Annotated in this window: 16 protein-coding genes and 2 pseudogenes; 6 read left to right on the plus strand and 12 right to left on the minus strand. The window is 51.1% G+C overall.

The window, feature by feature from the left end:
- Positions 1-16 precede the first annotated feature (16 nt).
- Complete coding sequence (locus P40081_RS30745; protein ID WP_042139877.1) at positions 17-1,546, minus strand: extracellular solute-binding protein; 1,530 nt, start codon at positions 1,544-1,546, stop codon at positions 17-19.
- 185 nt (positions 1,547-1,731) lie between these two features.
- Here P40081_RS30745 and P40081_RS30750 point away from each other — a divergent pair, with 185 nt between their 5' ends.
- Entirely contained in the window at positions 1,732-4,071 is a 2,340-nt protein-coding gene (locus P40081_RS30750; RefSeq protein WP_042139878.1) for a helix-turn-helix domain-containing protein, read from the plus strand.
- Here the strand turns inward: P40081_RS30750 and P40081_RS30755 are convergent.
- From P40081_RS30755 to P40081_RS30770, 5 genes are all read right to left on the minus strand, one after another.
- Complete coding sequence (locus P40081_RS30755; RefSeq protein WP_197074301.1) at positions 4,046-4,813, minus strand: hypothetical protein; 768 nt, start codon at positions 4,811-4,813, stop codon at positions 4,046-4,048. The two genes, P40081_RS30750 and P40081_RS30755, sit on opposite strands and share 26 nt — an antisense overlap.
- A gap of 192 nt (positions 4,814-5,005) precedes the next feature.
- Positions 5,006-6,835, minus strand: a complete 1,830-nt coding sequence (locus P40081_RS30760) for an APC family permease (RefSeq protein WP_042139880.1) — start codon at positions 6,833-6,835, stop codon at positions 5,006-5,008.
- A gap of 31 nt (positions 6,836-6,866) precedes the next feature.
- The gene (locus tag P40081_RS38840) at positions 6,867-7,109 is read right to left on the minus strand and encodes a hypothetical protein (protein ID WP_144026232.1); all 243 of its coding nucleotides are present in this window, start codon (positions 7,107-7,109) and stop codon (positions 6,867-6,869) included.
- 31 nt (positions 7,110-7,140) lie between these two features.
- Positions 7,141-8,679: an extracellular solute-binding protein gene (locus tag P40081_RS30765; protein WP_042139881.1), complete on the minus strand. Its 1,539-nt coding sequence runs from the start codon at positions 8,677-8,679 to the stop codon at positions 7,141-7,143.
- Positions 8,680-8,781: 102 nt separating this feature from the next.
- The gene (locus P40081_RS30770; RefSeq protein WP_371916330.1) at positions 8,782-9,705 is read right to left on the minus strand and encodes an ABC transporter permease; all 924 of its coding nucleotides are present in this window, start codon (positions 9,703-9,705) and stop codon (positions 8,782-8,784) included.
- A 316-nt stretch (positions 9,706-10,021) separates the two neighbouring features.
- Here P40081_RS30770 and P40081_RS30775 point away from each other — a divergent pair, with 316 nt between their 5' ends.
- Entirely contained in the window at positions 10,022-10,912 is an 891-nt protein-coding gene (locus tag P40081_RS30775) for a carbohydrate ABC transporter permease (RefSeq protein WP_042139882.1), read from the plus strand.
- Positions 10,913-11,023: 111 nt separating this feature from the next.
- On the opposite strand, the gene P40081_RS30780 is transcribed toward P40081_RS30775, so the two are convergent.
- The 3 genes from P40081_RS30780 to P40081_RS38845 all read right to left on the minus strand — a co-directional run bounded on the left by P40081_RS30780 (position 11,024) and on the right by P40081_RS38845 (position 14,425).
- Entirely contained in the window at positions 11,024-13,273 is a 2,250-nt protein-coding gene (locus P40081_RS30780) for a helix-turn-helix domain-containing protein (RefSeq protein ID WP_042139883.1), read from the minus strand.
- A gap of 261 nt (positions 13,274-13,534) precedes the next feature.
- Positions 13,535-13,954 (minus strand): MarR family winged helix-turn-helix transcriptional regulator, encoded by a 420-nt coding sequence (locus tag P40081_RS30785; RefSeq protein WP_231575225.1) that lies wholly within the window; start codon positions 13,952-13,954, stop codon positions 13,535-13,537.
- A 276-nt stretch (positions 13,955-14,230) separates the two neighbouring features.
- Positions 14,231-14,425 carry a hypothetical protein gene (locus P40081_RS38845; RefSeq protein WP_156118737.1) on the minus strand — a complete coding sequence of 65 codons (195 nt, stop codon included), beginning with the start codon at positions 14,423-14,425 and terminating at the stop codon, positions 14,231-14,233.
- A 138-nt stretch (positions 14,426-14,563) separates the two neighbouring features.
- On the opposite strand from P40081_RS38845, the gene P40081_RS30790 reads away from it, so the two are divergent.
- Positions 14,564-15,037, plus strand: a complete 474-nt coding sequence (locus P40081_RS30790) for a DUF2798 domain-containing protein (RefSeq protein ID WP_042139887.1) — start codon at positions 14,564-14,566, stop codon at positions 15,035-15,037.
- Between the two features lie 86 nt (positions 15,038-15,123).
- Positions 15,124-15,492, plus strand: a complete 369-nt coding sequence (locus P40081_RS30795) for a hypothetical protein (protein WP_144026233.1) — start codon at positions 15,124-15,126, stop codon at positions 15,490-15,492.
- Positions 15,493-15,577: 85 nt separating this feature from the next.
- Here the strand turns inward: P40081_RS30795 and P40081_RS40200 are convergent, their stop codons facing one another.
- Both P40081_RS40200 and P40081_RS39940 read right to left on the minus strand, forming a co-directional pair.
- Positions 15,578-15,718 (minus strand): hypothetical protein, encoded by a 141-nt coding sequence (locus P40081_RS40200; protein ID WP_442950238.1) that lies wholly within the window; start codon positions 15,716-15,718, stop codon positions 15,578-15,580.
- Complete coding sequence (locus P40081_RS39940; protein WP_081970261.1) at positions 15,705-16,418, minus strand: glycoside hydrolase family 32 protein; 714 nt, start codon at positions 16,416-16,418, stop codon at positions 15,705-15,707. Before P40081_RS39940 ends, P40081_RS40200 begins: the two co-directional genes overlap by 14 nt.
- 68 nt (positions 16,419-16,486) lie before the next feature.
- Between P40081_RS39940 and P40081_RS30805 the strand changes: the two genes are divergently transcribed.
- Positions 16,487-17,185 carry a DUF6710 family protein gene (locus tag P40081_RS30805; protein WP_042139889.1) on the plus strand — a complete coding sequence of 233 codons (699 nt, stop codon included), beginning with the start codon at positions 16,487-16,489 and terminating at the stop codon, positions 17,183-17,185.
- Positions 17,186-17,430: 245 nt separating this feature from the next.
- On the opposite strand, the pseudogene P40081_RS30810 reads toward P40081_RS30805, so the two are convergent.
- Positions 17,431-18,186: pseudogene (locus P40081_RS30810) on the minus strand (SDR family oxidoreductase); the annotation flags it as partial.
- 56 nt (positions 18,187-18,242) lie between these two features.
- Between P40081_RS30810 and P40081_RS37990 the strand changes: the two are divergent.
- A pseudogene (locus P40081_RS37990) lies at positions 18,243-18,585 on the plus strand (winged helix-turn-helix transcriptional regulator).
- The last annotated feature ends 108 nt before the right edge of the window (positions 18,586-18,693 follow it).

Genomic DNA, 18,693 nt, shown 5'->3' on the forward strand with positions numbered 1-18,693 from the left:
TATGTACTTTTACCAATTATTCCTCACTAGCCCGCGCCTTCGCCTCCGCCTCCGTATATTCCTGGATGATCATACTGCCGCCGCTGGTCTGCCATTTCTCAACCTCTCCGGCGAATCCGTCCGCATCGATATTGCCCAGAATATAATTGTAGGTAGCATCTACGATAATGGCCGACAGCTCGGCGTTCTTCTCATCATAGGTAGCGGAGGTTAAACGTACTGCCGGGTCATCGACCAGAAACTGCTCATTATCCTGGCTCAGCTGGTCGGCAAGGGCCGTCAGCTGCTCCTTCTGCGCGACCTCCATAATGTTCTTGTTACCGATATCGGCAATCATCAGGGAATAGAGCGGATTCACCTCGAATACGCGCAGCTGGGAGGTTTCCTCTGGAAGGATCACCTTCCCCTCCCCATCGAGCTGATAATGCCGGCCCTCGAAGCCGTACACCATCAGGTTGGCTACATCCTTATCCATCGTACGGTCAAAGAACCCGAGCACCTGCTTCAGTTCCTGCTCTGTGGCAATGGCTTTTTTGGAGAAAAGATACAGGCCGTTGTACTTGGGAATCGACCATACCTTGTACCCGTCCGGCCCCTTAATCCGGTTAATCAGGGTAAGCTCCGCCTGGGGATTAATTGCCTTGGCCTCAATCGAGAGCCGCTGCACGTCTGTCATGCTCCCGATGAATATCCCTGCCGTCCCGCGGATGAACTTATCCCGCTGTACATCCTTGCTCGTCAGGGCGAAATCCTGGTTGATAATCCCCTCGTTATATAATTTGCGCATGAAATTCATTGTGTCCATGTATTCAGAGGTGGCGAATTCCGGAATAAACCGGTTGTTCTCAATCTTCCAGTTATTCGGCGTGCCGAAATAGGAGCTTAACGTCTTAAATACCCCGTACACCAGGTCATTGCGGTCTACCAGTCCGAGGGTATCGGCTTTGCCGTTCCCGTCCGGATCATTATAGGTGAACTGTTTCATCACCTCGTACAGCTCATCCAGCGTCCCCGGCGGACTCAGGTGCAGATGCTCCAGCCAGTCCTTACGGATTATAATCCCCTGCCTGGAAGCAGGTCTTTCCGTATAGAGGCCATAAATCCCCCCGTCCACCGTGGTCTGCTTAAGGATAGAAGCATCCAGCTGGCGCAGATTCGGGAACTCCTCCAAGTACGGTCCAATCTCCCAAAAAGCGTCGGAACGGATCATGTTCTTGACCAGATTATAATCGGTGAATTTCACAAATGTAACTTTGCCGAGGGCACCGGTGGTCAGCGCCGTATTCATTTTGTCCGTGTACACGCCCTCCGGCACCCAGGTAATATTCAGCTGCGTCCCGGTCAGTCTCTCAATCTCGGCGATAAGATCCTTGGACGGGGTCTGCGGGAAATGCAGCGGCGCAAGAATCGAGATGGACGGCTTCTCTCCGGCAGTATCTGAAAGGGAAGATTGCCCCTCACTGCAAGCACTTAATAAACCGAACGAGAGTAGTAGAATAGAGCAGCATATAAGAGTCACCTGCCTGCCTGCCAATCCTTTGAACATATCATAACCTCCTATAATCGAAATATTTATATACAATAAGGCCCTATTTATTGAATAATTTAGCATGTGTAGTGATTATTAGAGAAAATGATTATTGCGGCACCAGATGATTATTGTTATTATCCTTCGTGATGCATACACTTAAAGCAGTGATTACGACTACTCATACAAAGGTGCTGAATCTAGTGAAATCCTTAAGCTTTCTAAGTAAATTAACGATGTTCGCGTTTGCAATCAGCATCCTGCCGGTGCTGTTCATTGGTTCTTTCTCTTATTTCACATCCTCCAAGGAAATTCAAAAAAATGTTAACGAAAGCAAAATGGAACTTATTTTACAAATTACCTCAAATGTAGAACATAAGCTTACCACTGTCAACCAGACCTTGAACCAGGTAGTGAACTCTTCTGTGCTGAAAAAAGCGCTCAATAATCCGCTAAATGTAACCGATTTCATTTTATATAATGACATAAGAAACGAAATCCGCAACATGCAATCTTTCGATACGAAGCTGGAGGATGTCATTCTATTAAATCAGCGGCAGAACTGGATGATCAAGAATTCCGGGCTCTACCGCCTGAATGAATACCAGAATTACGAGCAGCTCACGAACCTGATGAATATTCAAGGCACATCGTCCTGGGTGCTGAATCCCTCCTCCCTGTTCTACAGCGAAGAGAGTATTAACGTTACCGGGTGCAATTACAGCATCAGCCTGATTAAGAAGCTCCCGACCACCAAGCTCCAGAAATACGGGCTCGCTATGGCCAATATTCCCGCCTGCAGTCTCCAGGACTTCATCAACTCCGATGTGCAGCCGCTGGACAGCATTATTATGCTGGACGAATCCGGACGGATTCTGCTCCATCCTGACCGTACCCTGATCGGCCAGCCCGCCGAAGCAGGGGGATTCACGGGCTTCCAGCGGATTGCCGCAGCAGCCGAGCCCTCAGGGCAATTCAAGACCGAAATCAACAAAGAAGATTATTCCATAACCTATATGCGCTCCCAGCTCAACGGCTGGATCTACCTGTCGGTAACTTCCATTGAGAGTCTGACCCGCGAATCCGGCAAAATCGGCACCTATACGGTATTTGTCTGTACGTTCATGCTGCTGCTGTCAGTGCTGCTGGCGTGGCTGGGCTCCCGGCGTATGTACACTCCGATCGAACGGCTGCTTAATCAGATGGGGCAACGCCGCCCAAGCCTGCGGGCCAGGCATACGGATGAATTCCAGCTCATCGGCGAGCAGGTGCATTCCCTGTTCCAATCCAAATCCCAGCTGGAGAAAGAGGTCAGCCAGCACATCGGGCAGGTGCGGACCTTCTTCCTGATTCAGGCCTTTCAGGGCAATCTGAGGAAACGTGAGCTGCTGGAGGAACTGGAGCAATACGGGTACCGCAAGCAGGTGGAGGAATGGAAGACGATGGCTGTCATTACGCTGAGCATCGACTTCTCCGAGGAGAACAGCTATGAGAAAAAGGATCTCAATCTGCTGTTATTTGCGGCGCATAATATGATTGAGGAATTGGTATCGGCGGATAACAGGCTGACCCCTGTGATGATGGGGCATGCCCTGGCGACCGTAATTGGCAGCAGTGACGGCAATACGGAATCTTTTCACCGTACGCTCTATGCCTTGACGGAGAAGCTGCAGCAGGAGATTAATAATTACCTGAAGCTGCAGGTCAGCATCGGGCTTAGTCTGCCGTTCCACTCTTTTGATAAAATGTCCATTGCCTACAGGGAAGGCCTGGAAGCCTTGAAGCACCGGATCACGCTCGGCAAAGGCATCATCATCCAGTACGAGAACATTAACTCCGGCAAGCATTATCTCAATCTGAACTACCCTACCCATACCGAAAATGACCTGATGGATGCCATCAAGCTGGCTGACAGCGACAAAGCGAAGGAACTGCTGCATAAGCTTTTCAAGTGTATTTTTGCGCTGGGGCTCTCACCGCAGGAATACCAGATTCCGCTGACACGGCTGCTGAACAATACGCTCATTATGATGCAGGAATCGGGGATTACGCTGAATCAGATCTATCATGCCAATGGTTCATTGTTCGAAGAGCTGACCGATCTGCATATTGTTGCGGAGATTGAAGACTGGTTCTGGACCATCGTCATCCAGCCGGTCATCGTCATCTTCCACAGCAGGCAGAATGCCCAGTATCATAACATCTCCGAGAAGCTGATCGACATCGTCCAGCATGAGTATGACAAGGATCTGACGCTGGAGGAATGTGCTTCCCGGCTGCATTATAACGCCAACTATATCAGCAGTGTGTTCCGTAAGGAGACCCAGTATTACTTCAGTGACTACCTTACAATGTATCGCTTCAAAATGGCCAAGAAATGGCTGGAGGAAACCGATATGCCGGTGAAGGATATCGCCTCACGCCTCAGATACAACAACTCGCAGAACTTCATCCGCTCGTTCCGCAAGCAGGAAGGGATGACCCCCGGCCAGTACCGCGACAACTTCAGCTCGAAGCCTAAGGCTGTGCCCGATGATTATTAAGCGCAGGGTCCTCAGGCGCGGATTTGAGCTTGCGTGATTTTCTTGACCGGATAAAGAACGTTATAAGTACGGCCAGAATCAGCAGGAGGCCGCCGCCAGCGATGGCAATATTCCTGATATCCGGCACGTATACAGCCAGACGCAGCGGCTCGGAATCCGCAAGTGAAATATGCCAGGTTAAGGTATTGCCGTCTTGTTCCGCCGCATTATTAGGCCCGTACAGATCATAAGGAATCGTTAATTTGAAATCAACGGAGAAGGTCCCCATTAGCAGCCGCACAAGGGATTTAGGTACGCTTAAGCTGCCGATGCCATCAATAATTTCATCTGAATAAGCGTTCAGCTTAGGCTGGGCCACTACATCGTAACGGGTATACAGCCATCTGTCTGTCTGCCCGACCTCTGCCTCCACAATATCAAGACTACTGCCGCTGGACTGCAGCTCCTCGATCGAAGCATAGGATTTCCGAAACTGATATTCTGTGGATTTGCCCTTTGCCGTTTTGTTCAGCTCAATCCCTGCGGCCGCAAGCCGCGTGGTCAGGAGCTCCTCTATTTTACCGCTGACCAGCTTCTCCGCCCGGGAATCCAGCAGCAGGCTGAAGGCCAGATCGAGAGAACCGTTCTTCTTCACCGTCATATGGGCCGTTCCCTGCGCGCAGCCCGTGAGCAGCAGCACAAGCATCATCATCATTAGCACTGTCTTAACTTTGAATCCGTTCAAGCCTCGTACTTTCAACAACTGTCCCTCCATCCGCTGCCTGTTGCTATTGCTTAACCGAACCTGCCCGAGGCGAATCTCCTATCATCCGGAAGGTCACAGTTTAGCTTACCATATGCTCCTGTTGGGAGAAAAGCAAGATTAGCCTCAAGCTTATAAAACCCCCAGCCACCGGTTATCCGTGGCTGGGGGCTTTTTGCGTGCATCACGCAGTTATTTTTTCAAATGATAAGGCACAGTAGTAATAATTACATTTCTGCGGTACAGCAGATGCGCGCGGATCAGCAGGCTGGATTGGTTATGCAGGATGTTATGCCAGCCTTTCTTCGGAATGAATTGCGGAACGATTACAGTAACCTGATAATTCGATTCGCTTGCTTTGCGCTGGACGGTATCGATGAACTTCGTCAGCGGATGAATGATGCTGCGGTATGGCGAATACAGCGTCACCAGCCGCACCTCGGGATGGAATTTCTTCCACTTCTCTTCGAATATGGCGTCATCCTCCCGCTCAAACGGAATGTGGACCGCAATAATCTGTTCGGCACCCAGCGACTTGGCATACCGCAGGGAGTTCTCCACTACATGCGTAATTCCGGCCACCGGCAGAATAATGATATTCCCTTCGATCGCCAGCGGCGGTTCGCCGCAGGTGGTGATCCGCAGCTGATCCGCCACCGATTCATAATGCTTGTGGATGCGGTAGAAGAACAGGATAATCAGCGGCAGGAAGACCAGCACCGGCCAGATTTGCGGGAATTTGGTCAGGAAGAACATAATGGTTACGATGAAGCTGATGAGCGCTCCGATCGTATTGATGATCAGCTTGGGCAGCCAGCCCTCCGGCTTATGCCGGATCCATTTGACCATCATCCCGGTCTGCGAGAGCGTGAACGGAATAAATACCCCTACCGCATACAGCGGAATCAGATGCTCAGTCCGTCCCTCGAAGGCAATGATCAGAATGATCGACAGGATACCGAGGCTGAGAATCCCGTTAGAATAACCCAGCCGGTCGCCGCGGACCGTGAACATCCGGGGAATGAATTTATCCTTGGCCAGATTCACCGCCAGCAGCGGAAACGCGGAATATCCGGTATTGGCGGCCAGAACCAGAATCAGTGCCGTGGTCCCCTGAACGAAGAAATACATGAAGTTCCGGCCGAAGACCTGCTCGGCAATATCGGAAACCACCGTGACCTCTTCACGCGGGGCAATCCCGTAATAATAAGCCAGGAAGACAATCCCTGAGAATAACAGCGCCAGCAATATCCCCATCGCAGCAAGTGTCTTGGCTGCATTGTTTGGTGCCGGAGCCCTGAAGTTCGGTATGGCGTTCGATATGGCCTCTACCCCTGTCAGCGCCGAGCTCCCGGAAGAGAATGCCCGGAGCAGCAGGAACAAGCTCACTCCAGCCACCGGTGTACCCAGTGAGGTATGCAGCTCGGCAGCCACATTGCCGGTCACAATGTTGAACAAGCCAAGACCGATCATGATAAACATGGCAAGGACGAACAGATAGACCGGATAGGCCAGGAAGGACGCCGATTCGGTGACCCCCCGCAAATTCAGTGTCGTAATCAGAAGGACGAAGATGATGGCAATAATCACATTATAAGGATGAAGACTAGGGAAAGCTGAAGTGATGGCATCTGTTCCGGCCGATACACTTACCGCCACGGTCAATATATAGTCCACGAGCAGTGAGCCTCCGGCCACGAGACCCGGATACTTGCCCAGGTTCTCTTTGGATACCACATAGGCGCCGCCACCTTGGGGATAAGCAAAAATAATCTGCCTGTAGGAAAGTATCAGCGCCAGCAGCAGCACGAGTACCCCTACAGCGATAGGAATGGAATACCAGAAGGCTGCTGCACTAATCGTAATCAGCACCAGCAGAATCTGCTCTGGACCGTAAGCAACCGAAGACAAGGCATCCGAGGATAGAATGGCAAGAGCTTTGGTTTTGTTTAATTTCTGTTCGCCCAGTTGATCCGACTTCAGCGGCCGTCCAATCAGGAATCTTTTTACCGAAGACATCATCTCAGCTCACCGACTTTTTTTTAAAGTTATATTACCCTTGGCGCTCAATTATAATCTGGCCTATAACTGGATGGAGACATTTGCTGCGCCGCCTGGTTAATACCTTAATCCTTTTATAACATTCTGTATAGGTGCAGATACCATAGACATTTCCGGTTTTTAAGAATACAATCTGCATATTTTCTCTATTAACTGCACATACTTCCGAAACCACGCTTACCCCTGCTGCCAAAACCACGGCAAAAAGACGAAGCAGGCATTCCGCTTCGTCCATTGTTGCTCCTATCCGCTTTTATTTTCAGCAATCAGCCGTTTACAGCTTTAAAAGCGGCTTCATATTCGGAGATGATGGCATCGCCGCCGGATTTACGCCATTTTTCAACCTCCTGCTTAAATCCGCCGAGATCAATTTTTTCAAGAATGAACTTATACGTTGCATCTGTAATGATCTTCTGCAGCTCAGATCCCTCCGAGGAGAAGGTAGGGGATTCAAGGGAATACATCGGATTAAGCACTGCATACTTTTCGTTCTCAAGAATCAGACGGGCCGCTTCTGTCCGGAGCGGATCGGCATCATGAATAGTATAACCGGGCTCCTTAGGACGCGAGGAAGAGAACGGCTGCACTTCCTGCTGCCACAGCTCTGTATTCGTTATAGTCACTGCTTTGTCTGCATCAATCGTGTAATGCACACCTTCGATTCCGTAAGTCATCAGCGCAAATACTTCCTCCGACATGATATCATTAACAAATTGCAGGATTTGCTTGAGCTCCGCTTCATCCTTGACTTCCGATTTAGGGAAGGAGAGCAGGCCGCCGACGCCGTTGCTTGAGCTCCAGATGGCCCGGTCAGCCTCATTGCCGGTGGAGGTAATATTGTTCACCATCACAAGCTCCATTTGATCCTGAATGCCTTTGGCCAGATTAAGCAGGTTCTTGCTGTCAAAGAGCGCTCCTACATAAATACCCGCCTTCCCCTGGGCGAAGCCCTGCTGCTGGTCCGTCTTGGCCGTTACTGCAAAATCCTGATTGATGTAACCGCCCTTGTACAGCTCCTTCATGTATTCCATCGCCTTAACATAGCCCTCAGACTCGAACTCCGGCGTAACTTTACCGCTATCATCCACATCCCAGCTGCTCGGAGTCCCGAAATAGGAGCCCAGCGTTTTGAATGCACCGAATACCAGATCGCTCCGGTCAATGAAGCCCGTTGTATCTTTCGAACCATTCCCATCCGGGTCTTCTTCTGTGAACGCTTTCGCTACTTGCATTAATTCATCTGTTGTTTGGGGTACCTGGAGTCCGAGCTTATCCAGCCAGTCCTTGCGGAGAATAACGCCGTTTCTGGCAATATCCTTCACCATCGGGATACCGTACAGCTTACCTTCTATTGAAGCTGAGGTTCGCATATCCTGCGAGATCGCTGCGAGATTAGGGAATTCATCCAGGTAAGGACCGACATCCCAGAATACACCGGCCTTCAAGGCATTGCGCACCGAGGAATTCTCCAAAAGCGTAAGTGTGACGATATCCGCAAGTGAATCGGAAGCAAGCGCCGTATTGATCCGTTCCTCTTTGGAGGCGTCCGGGACCCAGGAGAAATCAAGCTCGGTATTCGTTATCTCCTCGATTTTATTGAGCACGGTATCGGTCGGCGGCGTGGTGGAATGGAGAATGTTCATCCAGCTGATTTTTGTCTTTGCTGCGGGTGCCGCCTTCCCGGCTTCATTCCCGGCTGTATTTGCAGCCTGCCCCGAATTTGCCGGCTCCTTGTTGCCGCATGCACTCAGTACCAGAGCCCCGCTAACAGCAAGCACTGCTAATTTGCTAACTTTTTTGTTCATACCTTTTCCCCTTTTCGGATTGTTGGACTAGCCTGTATCTTCCTCTCCCCCGCTAACGGGGAGCAAGAATTCATCGTTTGCATTACAGTGAGGTACACCTAATCAGTAAACTCCGTCTTCGCCCATCTTTTTGGCCAGCTTGTTCGACAGCATGACGAGAATCAGACCAACAACCCCTTTGAACAGGCCAACGGTTGTACTGAAGCTGAGTTGACCGTTCTTCAGACCGGCGGTGTAAATATAGGTATCAAAGATTTCCCCCACTTCACGGTTCAGAGAGTTGATCAGCAGATACATATGCTCAAAGCCAAGATCCAGCGTATGCCCGATTTTGAGGATTAGCAGGGTGATGATTACCGGACGGATCGCCGGCAGCGTGACATGCCACGTTTTGCGCAGCCTTCCCGCCCCGTCCATTTCTGCTGCTTCGTATAACTGGGTGTCTACTACCGTAATCGCCGCCAGATAGATGATGGTCGACCAGCCCAGCTCTTTCCAGATAATCTGTCCGATATAGATGACGCGCAGCCACTCCGGGGAAGTAAGGAAGCTGATCTTCTGGCCGCCGAGTGCGGCAATAGCCTCGTTAAGCACCCCGCCGTCCACATTCATGAATACATAGGAGATGGATACGATAATTACCCATGACAGGAAATGCGGAATATAAATGATCGTCTGCACCACATTCTTGAACATCTTGCTGCGGACCTCATTCAGCATCAGCGAGAGTATAATCGGCAGGGGGAAAAAGATCACCAAATTCAGCGCAAACAGGATCAGTGTATTCCTGAGCAGCATAAGGAAGGTTGGCTCCGTGAACAGGCGGACAAAATGCTTAAATCCGACCCACGGGCTTCCTCCAATGCCAAGGTACGGCTGATAATCCTGAAAGGAGATCACCAGTCCGCCCATCGGCAGGTACTTAAAGATTACAAAATACACAAACCCCGGCAGGATCATCAGATATAACAGCTTGTTTCTTTTTAGACTCAGCAGACTGTGTCCGCTCCGCTTCTTCCTTGCCATTGACGGGTTTGATTCCATCACGGCGATATTTGCTTCCTTCACCAGCTCGGCCTCCTTGAACGCGTTTCTTTACGCCTCAAGCTTAAGATTGTTAGCGGATTACGTATATAATCATTACCTACTCTGACCGGTTAAACCGCGCCGCTGCAAGCTTTGCCGGAGCATCACCCCTTGCAGGGATACCCATCATGGATAAAGATTATAGCCTGCTGCTCCCCCTATTCTGACCTCCGGCAAAGCCGTAGCTAATGATTATATACGGAATGAATCCGCCTTGTTACAGTGTCATTGAAACGATTACAAGGAGGATAACCGCATGGCGCAATCTACATCATCATTCAAAAAAGAAACGGTGGGCGGCCGACTGTTCACCATCGTCAATACCACCCTGCTGGCACTCATTGCCCTGATCTGCCTTTTTCCCTTTATTAACGTTTTTGCCAGCTCCTTTGCTTCGACCCAGGAGGTTGTGGAGAAGAAGTTCGTCTTGTTCCCTGCCACCTTTTCATTGGATGCTTACCGTTTCATCCTGTCTACCCCTACTATTTTTAGAGGCCTCGGCGTGTCTATCGGGGTCACGGCCGCCGGAACGGTATTCAGTATGATTCTTACCACACTGATGGCTTATGGCTTATCCCGCAAATATCTGGCAGGCAGAGATTTCATTAACTTCGTAGTGGTCTTCTCCATGCTGTTCAGCGGAGGAATGATTCCAACCTTTCTGGTGGTCAAAATGTTCGGGCTGATCGACACCTACGGGTCCATGATTATCCCGTCAGCGGTCAACGCCTTCAATCTGATCATTATGCGCAACTTCTTCCAGGCGCTGCCGGAAGGACTGGAGGAATCGGCCAAGATCGACGGCTCCAATGATTTTGGTGTACTCTTTAAAATCATGCTGCCGCTGGCGCTGCCTTCCATTGCTACCCTGTCCTTATTCTACGGCGTGGCCTATTGGAACACGTATATGACTGCTGTCCTGTACATCAATGATTCGGTCAAGTGGCCGATTCAGGTGCTGCTGCGCCAGATTGTTATCGTGTCCAGCGGGATGCAGGGGGACAACGCCTCAGTGGATATTGTGCCGCCGGCCCAGACGATTAAAATGGCCGTGATTGTAGTCGCTACTGTGCCTATGCTGGCAGCCTACCCGTTTGTGCAAAAGCACTTCACCAAAGGTGCCATGCTGGGAGCGGTCAAAGGCTGACCAGCCCGGGCTCAAGTTATGGCCAGAGTATATAGAGGCTTACCTTGCCGGATAAACGAAACAGCCAGCCCTCTTCACCGGGGGCTGGCTGTTTGCTGTCCGTAGGCCTTGTTATTTCTCCTGCTTCATCGCCCGGTAAGCACCCGGGGTGACATGCTCCTTCTTGCGGAAGGAGCGGATGAAGTTCTGCGGATTATGATACTGGAGACGTTCGCCGATCTCTTTGACCGTCATATCGCTTTCTGCCAGCCATTTTTTGGCCGTCTCCAGCCGGTAGCCCATCAGATATTCGCTGAAGGTCATCCCGAACTCCTTCTTGAAGATACTGCTCAAGTAGTTCGGGCTGTAATGCAGGCGCTCGCCGATCAGCTCAAGTGACAGCTCCTGATCATATTCCGTCCGTACGATACCCGCAATCTGGTCAGACAGGCCGCGGAACTGGCGGGTGGTCTTCTCCTTCATGCAGGTTACCATCGGGTGAATAACCTCTTTCACCAGGATGCGTTCAATCTCTTCCGGATTGCGGATATCCAGCAGCCGGTGGTACAGGGCGTAATTATCCTGGGTCAGCAGCACCTCTACACCGATCAGCTGTTCCAGCTGAATCAGGTTGTTCACGAAGCGGATCAGGGTAACCTCGAAGTTGAGCGGGTTCTTGCTGTGCTTCATCATCTCCCCGAGCAGCGGATAGAGTGAACGGGATACACGTTCTTCATCACCAAGGCGGATCGCATCGAATAGCTGCGATTCCAGCTCCGAAGGGTAATGCAGCAGCACCGGGCCTGAAATCACCTGCGAGATATCCTCATAAAAGATAATCGATTCCTTCCCCAGATTCAGCCGGTGATGCAGCGCCTGCTTGCTCATCTCGCAGGCTTCCCTGCTGCCGGTCAGGTCGGTGTAGAACCGGCTGATGCCGACGCTGACCGAGAGCTTGAGCAGGTCCCTCACGGTCTTGATGATCCGCTTGGCATCCTCCAGGACCTGCTTGCGGTTCTCCTGCTCGCTTGCACCCTCAAAGACCAGGATCGTTGCCTGCGTCTTGTCATTGAGCAGAATCGGAATCATTCTCCGCGAAGCCGGAACCAGCTCTTCCACCAGCTTGTTCACGGCAACAAGCAGCAGATTCTTATCGTTGGCCTGACGTTCCCCGTAATTATCGAGCTGGATCAGCATCGTGGCGAAATGCGTATGCTCCGTAAGCGAATACCCGAAGCGGGCCATATTATGCTCCAGCTCTTCCGCCGACATGCTGCCCCGGAACAGGTTCAGGATACACTGGGTTTCCAGCTGCGGCATCTCCTGCTCCAGCAGCCCCTCCAGACTCTCTTTCTCCGACAGGATCGTATCAATCGACGTAATAATCCAGTCAATCTCATCCTTGGGCGCGGGCTGGCCCTCCCCGGCGAGCTTCCGCTGGATCTTCTGGATACGCCTGGTGAAATGAAGTGCCGTACTATAAGCTACAGCCACAATCAGCAGCGTAATCATCAGGATCATCATAATCAGGCCGAACCTTGTAGCCTTCAGCGCATCCGAGATCTCCTTCTGTTCCAGCAGCGTCACATAGATCCAATTGTTATAGGAAGACTTCGCATAGATGGCTTTAATCTTCTGATGATTAGCCCTCTCCAGCGGCACAATGCCCGCCGGTCCGCCGGTACCTGCAAGCTTCGTAACCCGGCTGAGCTGTTCTTCGGTCAACAGATTCTCTCCCGATGCCGGGTCCGGTTCATAGAGTATATCCCCTTGCCGGTTCAGCAGAAATACAGGCGTGTTGTCTTCCGTCTGCAGAGTACGCCGGAGCGACTGAAGTGAGATATCGGATAAAGCAATCGCCTGCTTCGTCTGGGAGAAGACCGGCAGCGTGTTCACAAAACGGATGCCCTTATCAGTCTTGATCCAGAAGAGCGACTGCTTTTGATTATCGATATAACTCTCGTACAGGCTCTTCCGGTCTTCGCCGTTTAAATAGGTAAGCCGCCCATTGGAGATCTGCCAATTCTGCTCCAGGCTGATCAGTGAATACTCCACACCGTCCATCCCCAGGGAGGCAATATAATTCAACTGTGTGTTGACATTGCGGTATGCCTGAAAGTCTGATTCAGTAATCGGATTCCGGATGACTTCGCTGAAGGAATTCGTAGTGCTGTACGTATTGAAGGCATATTCAATGGTTTCAATTTTTTGCTCAAGCGTATTCTTAATCTGGTTAATCAGGCTCTTCTTGCCGTCTGCGACCCGCTCGATAACAGAATGGTTGGTTGTCATATAAATATAACTGCCGAAGCTGATGACCAGGCCGATGCCAAGCACCAGAATAGGAATGAAAATCTTATAAAACATCCTGCCCTTTTTCATAGATAGGCTCCTTCAAATATGTAATCATTTTCAATTATAGCGCTTTCATGTCTTGAATTCCAAGAAATTTTAACGTGTGCATTTTCTCTGCTGCAACTAGCCGAATGTACACCTCCCAGGACCGGATTCATTCGCAGGCAACACAAACAGGCCCGCCGGAAGCCTCCGGGAACCTTGGATTAACGCCATTCTAACCGTGACAAACCGTGACAAACCATGAATCTGCCTGGACGCCCTGTAGTACCCGTAGTAGCAGTAATCTTAGAGCCAATCCTCTGTAAGCAGCTTCCGCAATACCTCCATCTGATCCTTGCCGATCCGGGCCGCTATCTCAGACTCAATATCCTGCTTGATCTCCAGCATACTCCTGCACACCTCAGCCCCCCGCGGAGTAAGCACGATATGCTTGTCCCGGCTGTTCCCCTCTACAATGGCCGTGTCCACATACCCTCCAGCCAGCAGATTGTTGATCGTTTTCTGCGTCCCCTGGCGGGAAATGCTGATCAGCCTGCTAATCTCCGAAATGGACAGCATGACATGCAGCTCAAGCATTGCAAGAATATGTGTTTCGGTCTTATTGAGCTTCTCCCCGCTCGCCATATTCACCCTGTCCCGCAGAACCTTGTGCTTCTCGCTGATTAAATCGACCAGGTTCAAACCAAGGATATACTCTTTCATCATTAAGGCCTCCAATCTATACATGCAATTTAGCGTAAAATCTAATTTTATGAGCTGAGCTTAAGTTGCTAACTAAAATCCTGCACAAAATACAACATTCTCCTCACAATATCGGGATTATTCGAAAATTGTTGTATAAAAGGCAGCATTCCTCCCTTATTCAAGCGCCTAGACGGAGTAATTCTTGTATTTCATACAACAATCCTTACGAATCCGTCAGGAGCCATAGGTCCAAGTTGCACTACGTACAACATTTTGGGCCTGTCTTCACAGGTGAACTTAAGTCCGCTCGCTTAGCCAGCCGCAGAACCATCCGGGTACCCCTTGCTGCCAATCCGTCTGTCCGCTTGTCCACACACAACCGCCTGCCCCCTCCGCTTGTCCACACACCCGCCTGCCCACCCGTCCGCTTGTCCACTCACCTGTCTCTCCACCCACCCGCCCGTAATATCCAATGCTTGTTCCGCCCTCCATTAACCAGCTGCTTGTGTTAGATCTAGTCTTAAGGTGCATTGGATCTAGATCGATAATTGTCAACTAGGTTGACAATAACTCCGCCCCCTGCTACTATAAGTGAGGTTTGAAAAACTTATATTTAAGGGAGTTTGAGAAATGGGCAGCAATAAAAAGGAAGCTTTAATTTTCACCAGCCTCATGTGCTTTTTCATGGTCGTTTTCATGTCTTTTTATAATGTAATCATCTCTAACGGATTCAATAACAGGCTGTTCGCCGATGTGGCGATTGGTCTGCTGCCGGCACTTGCCGTTGCCTTGTTCTGCGATATTGTTGTGGTCAGTAAAATCGCCAAAGGCCTGGCCTTCAAAATCGTAAAGCCTTCCGCCCCGATGATCAAGAAAGTACTGACGATCTCATGCTTCATGGTCTGCGGAATGGTTATCCTCATGTCTCTATATGGCACACTAGCACACTTCGGATTCGGGGACAACTTCTTCCGTCATTACTTCTCTATCCTGGGACTCAACTTCATCTGTGCCTTGCCGCTGCAGCTGATTGTTGTCGGTCCGCTGACCCGTTTCCTGTTCACCCGGATGTTTCCGGCTCCGGCTGCAGCGCATAGTGCCTGACGTTTGCTTGATTTAACCAGTCTGCGGGTAATAATGGATATCTTTCACAACTGGATTAAATCAGCCAATAGAAAGGATGTTGTGCCATGCTCAGCCGAAAGGATGGTATCTCTCTTCTCCTACTAGTCGTGGCTCTTGTACTGATTAACTGGTTTGGCCGTTCACTCGATGCCCGGTTCTGGACGTATTTCACTCTGTTCGCCAATTGTATTCTCGTTCAGGGCGTATTCATTACACTCACGAATGTGTTCAAGGCGAGACTGAACCGCAAAGCCTCCAAAGGACTCATTCTGTTGTCCCTCCTCACAGGTCTGATTTCATTTGTAGTTATTTTCTCTTCTGCTATGGATCTGGTGAACCAGATCTTCCTTGTCATCATCCAGATGCTGATCACTTATGCGGAGGCCCTATTGCTCCGGCGGGAATTCAGGGCAGATGAAGGCCGGAAAATCTAAACATGTCTGCCGCTCTCCGGTGGCGCAAATAAAGGTGTTCTACAAGCTATTTCCCAGCTTGTAGAACACCTTTATCAGGTTAATCCTATATATTATTTATCGGATGAATGACTGGTTGCCACGGAGCTGTACACTGCCGCCGGCAGAATAGAAGGCCAGGCCCGAGCAGGTTCCTCCTGGGGAAGACCAGGCTGGTGATTGCGGAGAGGCCGTCATTGGCGAACACCTCGACCGAACACGCATCCAGCAGGATACGCAGGTTCTTCAAGCTGCCAATTCCCCCCGGTGCTCTGTAGATCCGGGAATATTTCCGAGAAGCCGGTCTCGCCGGAATCTCTGCGGAGGGTTAGAGTGCCTTCGGCAGCAGAGTAGATGAGTTCTGTATGCCACTCCCGCAGATTCGGGGAGGAGTAGAACGTAATCGTCTGATCCGTCGCCAGCACCATAATCCATTTCCCGTGAGCTTCGGACCAGAATACCTTCGGATCACGGAATTCCGCCTTGGAAGGATGGGTCAGCACCGGGTTGCCTGCATACTTGATCCAGGTCCGGCCATTGTCATGGCTGTAGGCCAGGCTCTGTCTCTGCTCGGCAGGCGACGTTTCCGTCGGCTCCAGATAACTGGTGTAGACTGCGACGATACCCGGGTTCTCCGGGAACAGTCCGCTCGTATTGTTCCAGTCTACGGCTGCACTGCCGGAGGACGCGTAGCCGTGCTCGTCCGGATACAGCGCAATGTCCAGCTCCTCCCAGGATATCAGGTCTTTGCTAACTGCATGTCCCCAGTGCATCGGCCCCCAGATAGAGGAATGCGGATGATACCTGAGCAGAACAAAGATGCCCCTTAGGCACCCGAGATACGGGCAGCTATGGGGCATCTTTTTTGCTTTGACACTAAGAACCCAATCATTACCTGCTCTTTTCATCACAGACACCTTAGCCTAGTCGTAATATGATAAGCAAAATATCATACGACTGAAGGAGCAGCTTGTGCATGAACACGAAACACGAATTCGATAATCTCATGGCATTTGCCAAGGATTTAATCAATGAGAATCTCGGCTTTTATTATGATATAAATTACGGCTACTTCCAGCCGGAGACCCACCCGATTGTAGACTTCATACGGCTCATCGGCAGGCGGATTCAGAGCCAGCTGATGCTGATGCCCGCACTCTACGGTGAGATCGACCAGATGGAGCGGATTTTCTCGGACAACCTGTTCTTTGATGAGTGGGCAGAGGTTACCCTGGACGGAAAGAGCTTCCACTTCCTGATGAGACAGATTGACAACAGCAGCAGGATCATTCACCTGGCGCGCGATCTGGTCTTCCCCTCCCCCTGGATTCCCCGGAAACTGCGCGACAGTCTGATCCGCATAGGGGAAGGTACTCTGAACGGCAGCTGGAGACAGGATATCGGCCATGAAGTCACACTGTGGCTTCCAATGGGTATCTCCTTCGTGGAAGGCTCGGGACACCATTCGGTGACTGCGGGGATCATCAAGGGCGAAGGAGAACTCTACCCTACCTCGGTGTATGACATCAGCCCCATCTATGATCATGTATATACCGACGGCAAGTATTATTACAGAACGCATGATCATTCCGTAATCTCCGAGGTTCATTTCGCAGAGTGTGCCGCTATCTTTGAAATCGGCCGGATTATGGCGGCGCAGAAGATTATTTTCTGAGGCCTGCGCGGCACGTTACAAGGGCTGTGCTAAGCGCCATGGATTGGCTGCTTGGCACAGCCCTTTGTTTTTGTACGGGACGCCCCGCTTCCGGCGGCTGGAATGGGCTGGATAGTTGAAGGCGGGAGAGGCGGGTATGCTGGCGGAAGGAAGCGTGGTGGTGCAGCGGAGGTTTAAGCGGTAAGGGTAGGGCAAACCGAAGTTTGCGGACCCCAATGCAGTTTCAGACTTCACCCAAGTGCAGCTTACCGCAACAGGTACCCTCCATCCGGAAAGAGAGTACTTCCAGTAGTGAAGGAATTCGTCATAAGGTACAGCACCGTATGGGCAATCTCTTCGTCGTAGCCGGTACGCCGCACAAGCGACATCGTCTCATATTCTTTGAAAGGATCACCACGCGGCGTCTCCTCCTGTCCTTCCCGTCAGATAGTCCCTGGCGATACGACATTCACGCGGACAGGCGCAAGCTCGACTGCCAGTGCTTTGCCCAGACTCTCAATCGCGCCGTTGCAAGCGGCATAGGAGGCTCCCCCGTCAAGCGGACGCTGGCTGAATGCGCCGGACATAAGCACGATGGAGCCGGTCTCCGCCAGATAGGGCACCGCGTATTTGGCTGCAAAATACTGCGGCCAGAACTTGCCGTCAAAGCAGCTGATTGCCACATCCCGCTCAGCCGTGAGCGGCCCCCGGACATACGCCGCTCCGGGTGTGAACAGATGGTAGAAGGGTCCGACTGCCGCAAAGAATAGCTCCAGCTGGCGCTCGTCCCGGTTGTCCAGCTCATAGATTTCAACCGCGCCGCCGTTATGCTGTCTGATATGATCCGCCGCCTGCTCCAGCTTTTCCCTGGAGCGCCCTGCGATAACAACCTGCGCCCCCAGCGCTGCAGCAGCCTCCGCCGTTGCAAGCCCGATCCCCGTACTGCCTCCGATAATTACCACTTTCTTATGCTCCAAATTCCAATAGTCCATGTCTGCCTTCTCCTCCACTGCTGCCGGGTGTTCTTCGACATTCCCGGTTTATATTTTGTACATTATGGAATGAAAGAGAAGATACGTTGAATCTGCAGGAGCCCAGGCTGAGAGGCGTCATAGCAACACTTAATGCCATCGACGGTAAATGGAAGCCGTTAATTTTGTTCATTTTATAAAGACGGGACCCGACGCTTTGGTGAGCTGCGGCGGCTGATCCCCGATGTATCGCAGGGCACTCTTACGAAACAGCTGCGGGAATTAGAGCAGGCTAAGCTGGTGGAACGGAGAATATTCCCCGAGGTACCTCCAAAGGTCGAATACAGCCTTACCACGCACGGTAAAACGCTAAGTACCATTCTCGATAATATGTGCGGCTGGGGACGCGAGCATCTGAAGGTTCTGGATGGCGGCGGGGAACGGCTGTAACCCCTGCCGCCGCTCCACTTTTATGCTGCTGCATCTCATTCCCGCTTGTCCCCCCAATCCCTTTGTTCACAGGATTGTCCTTCTCCGGGAAGGAGGGCAAAGCCGCTT

Source organism: Paenibacillus sp. FSL P4-0081 (genome assembly GCF_000758565.1).
Lineage (GTDB): Bacteria > Bacillota > Bacilli > Paenibacillales > Paenibacillaceae > Paenibacillus_AQ > Paenibacillus_AQ phytohabitans.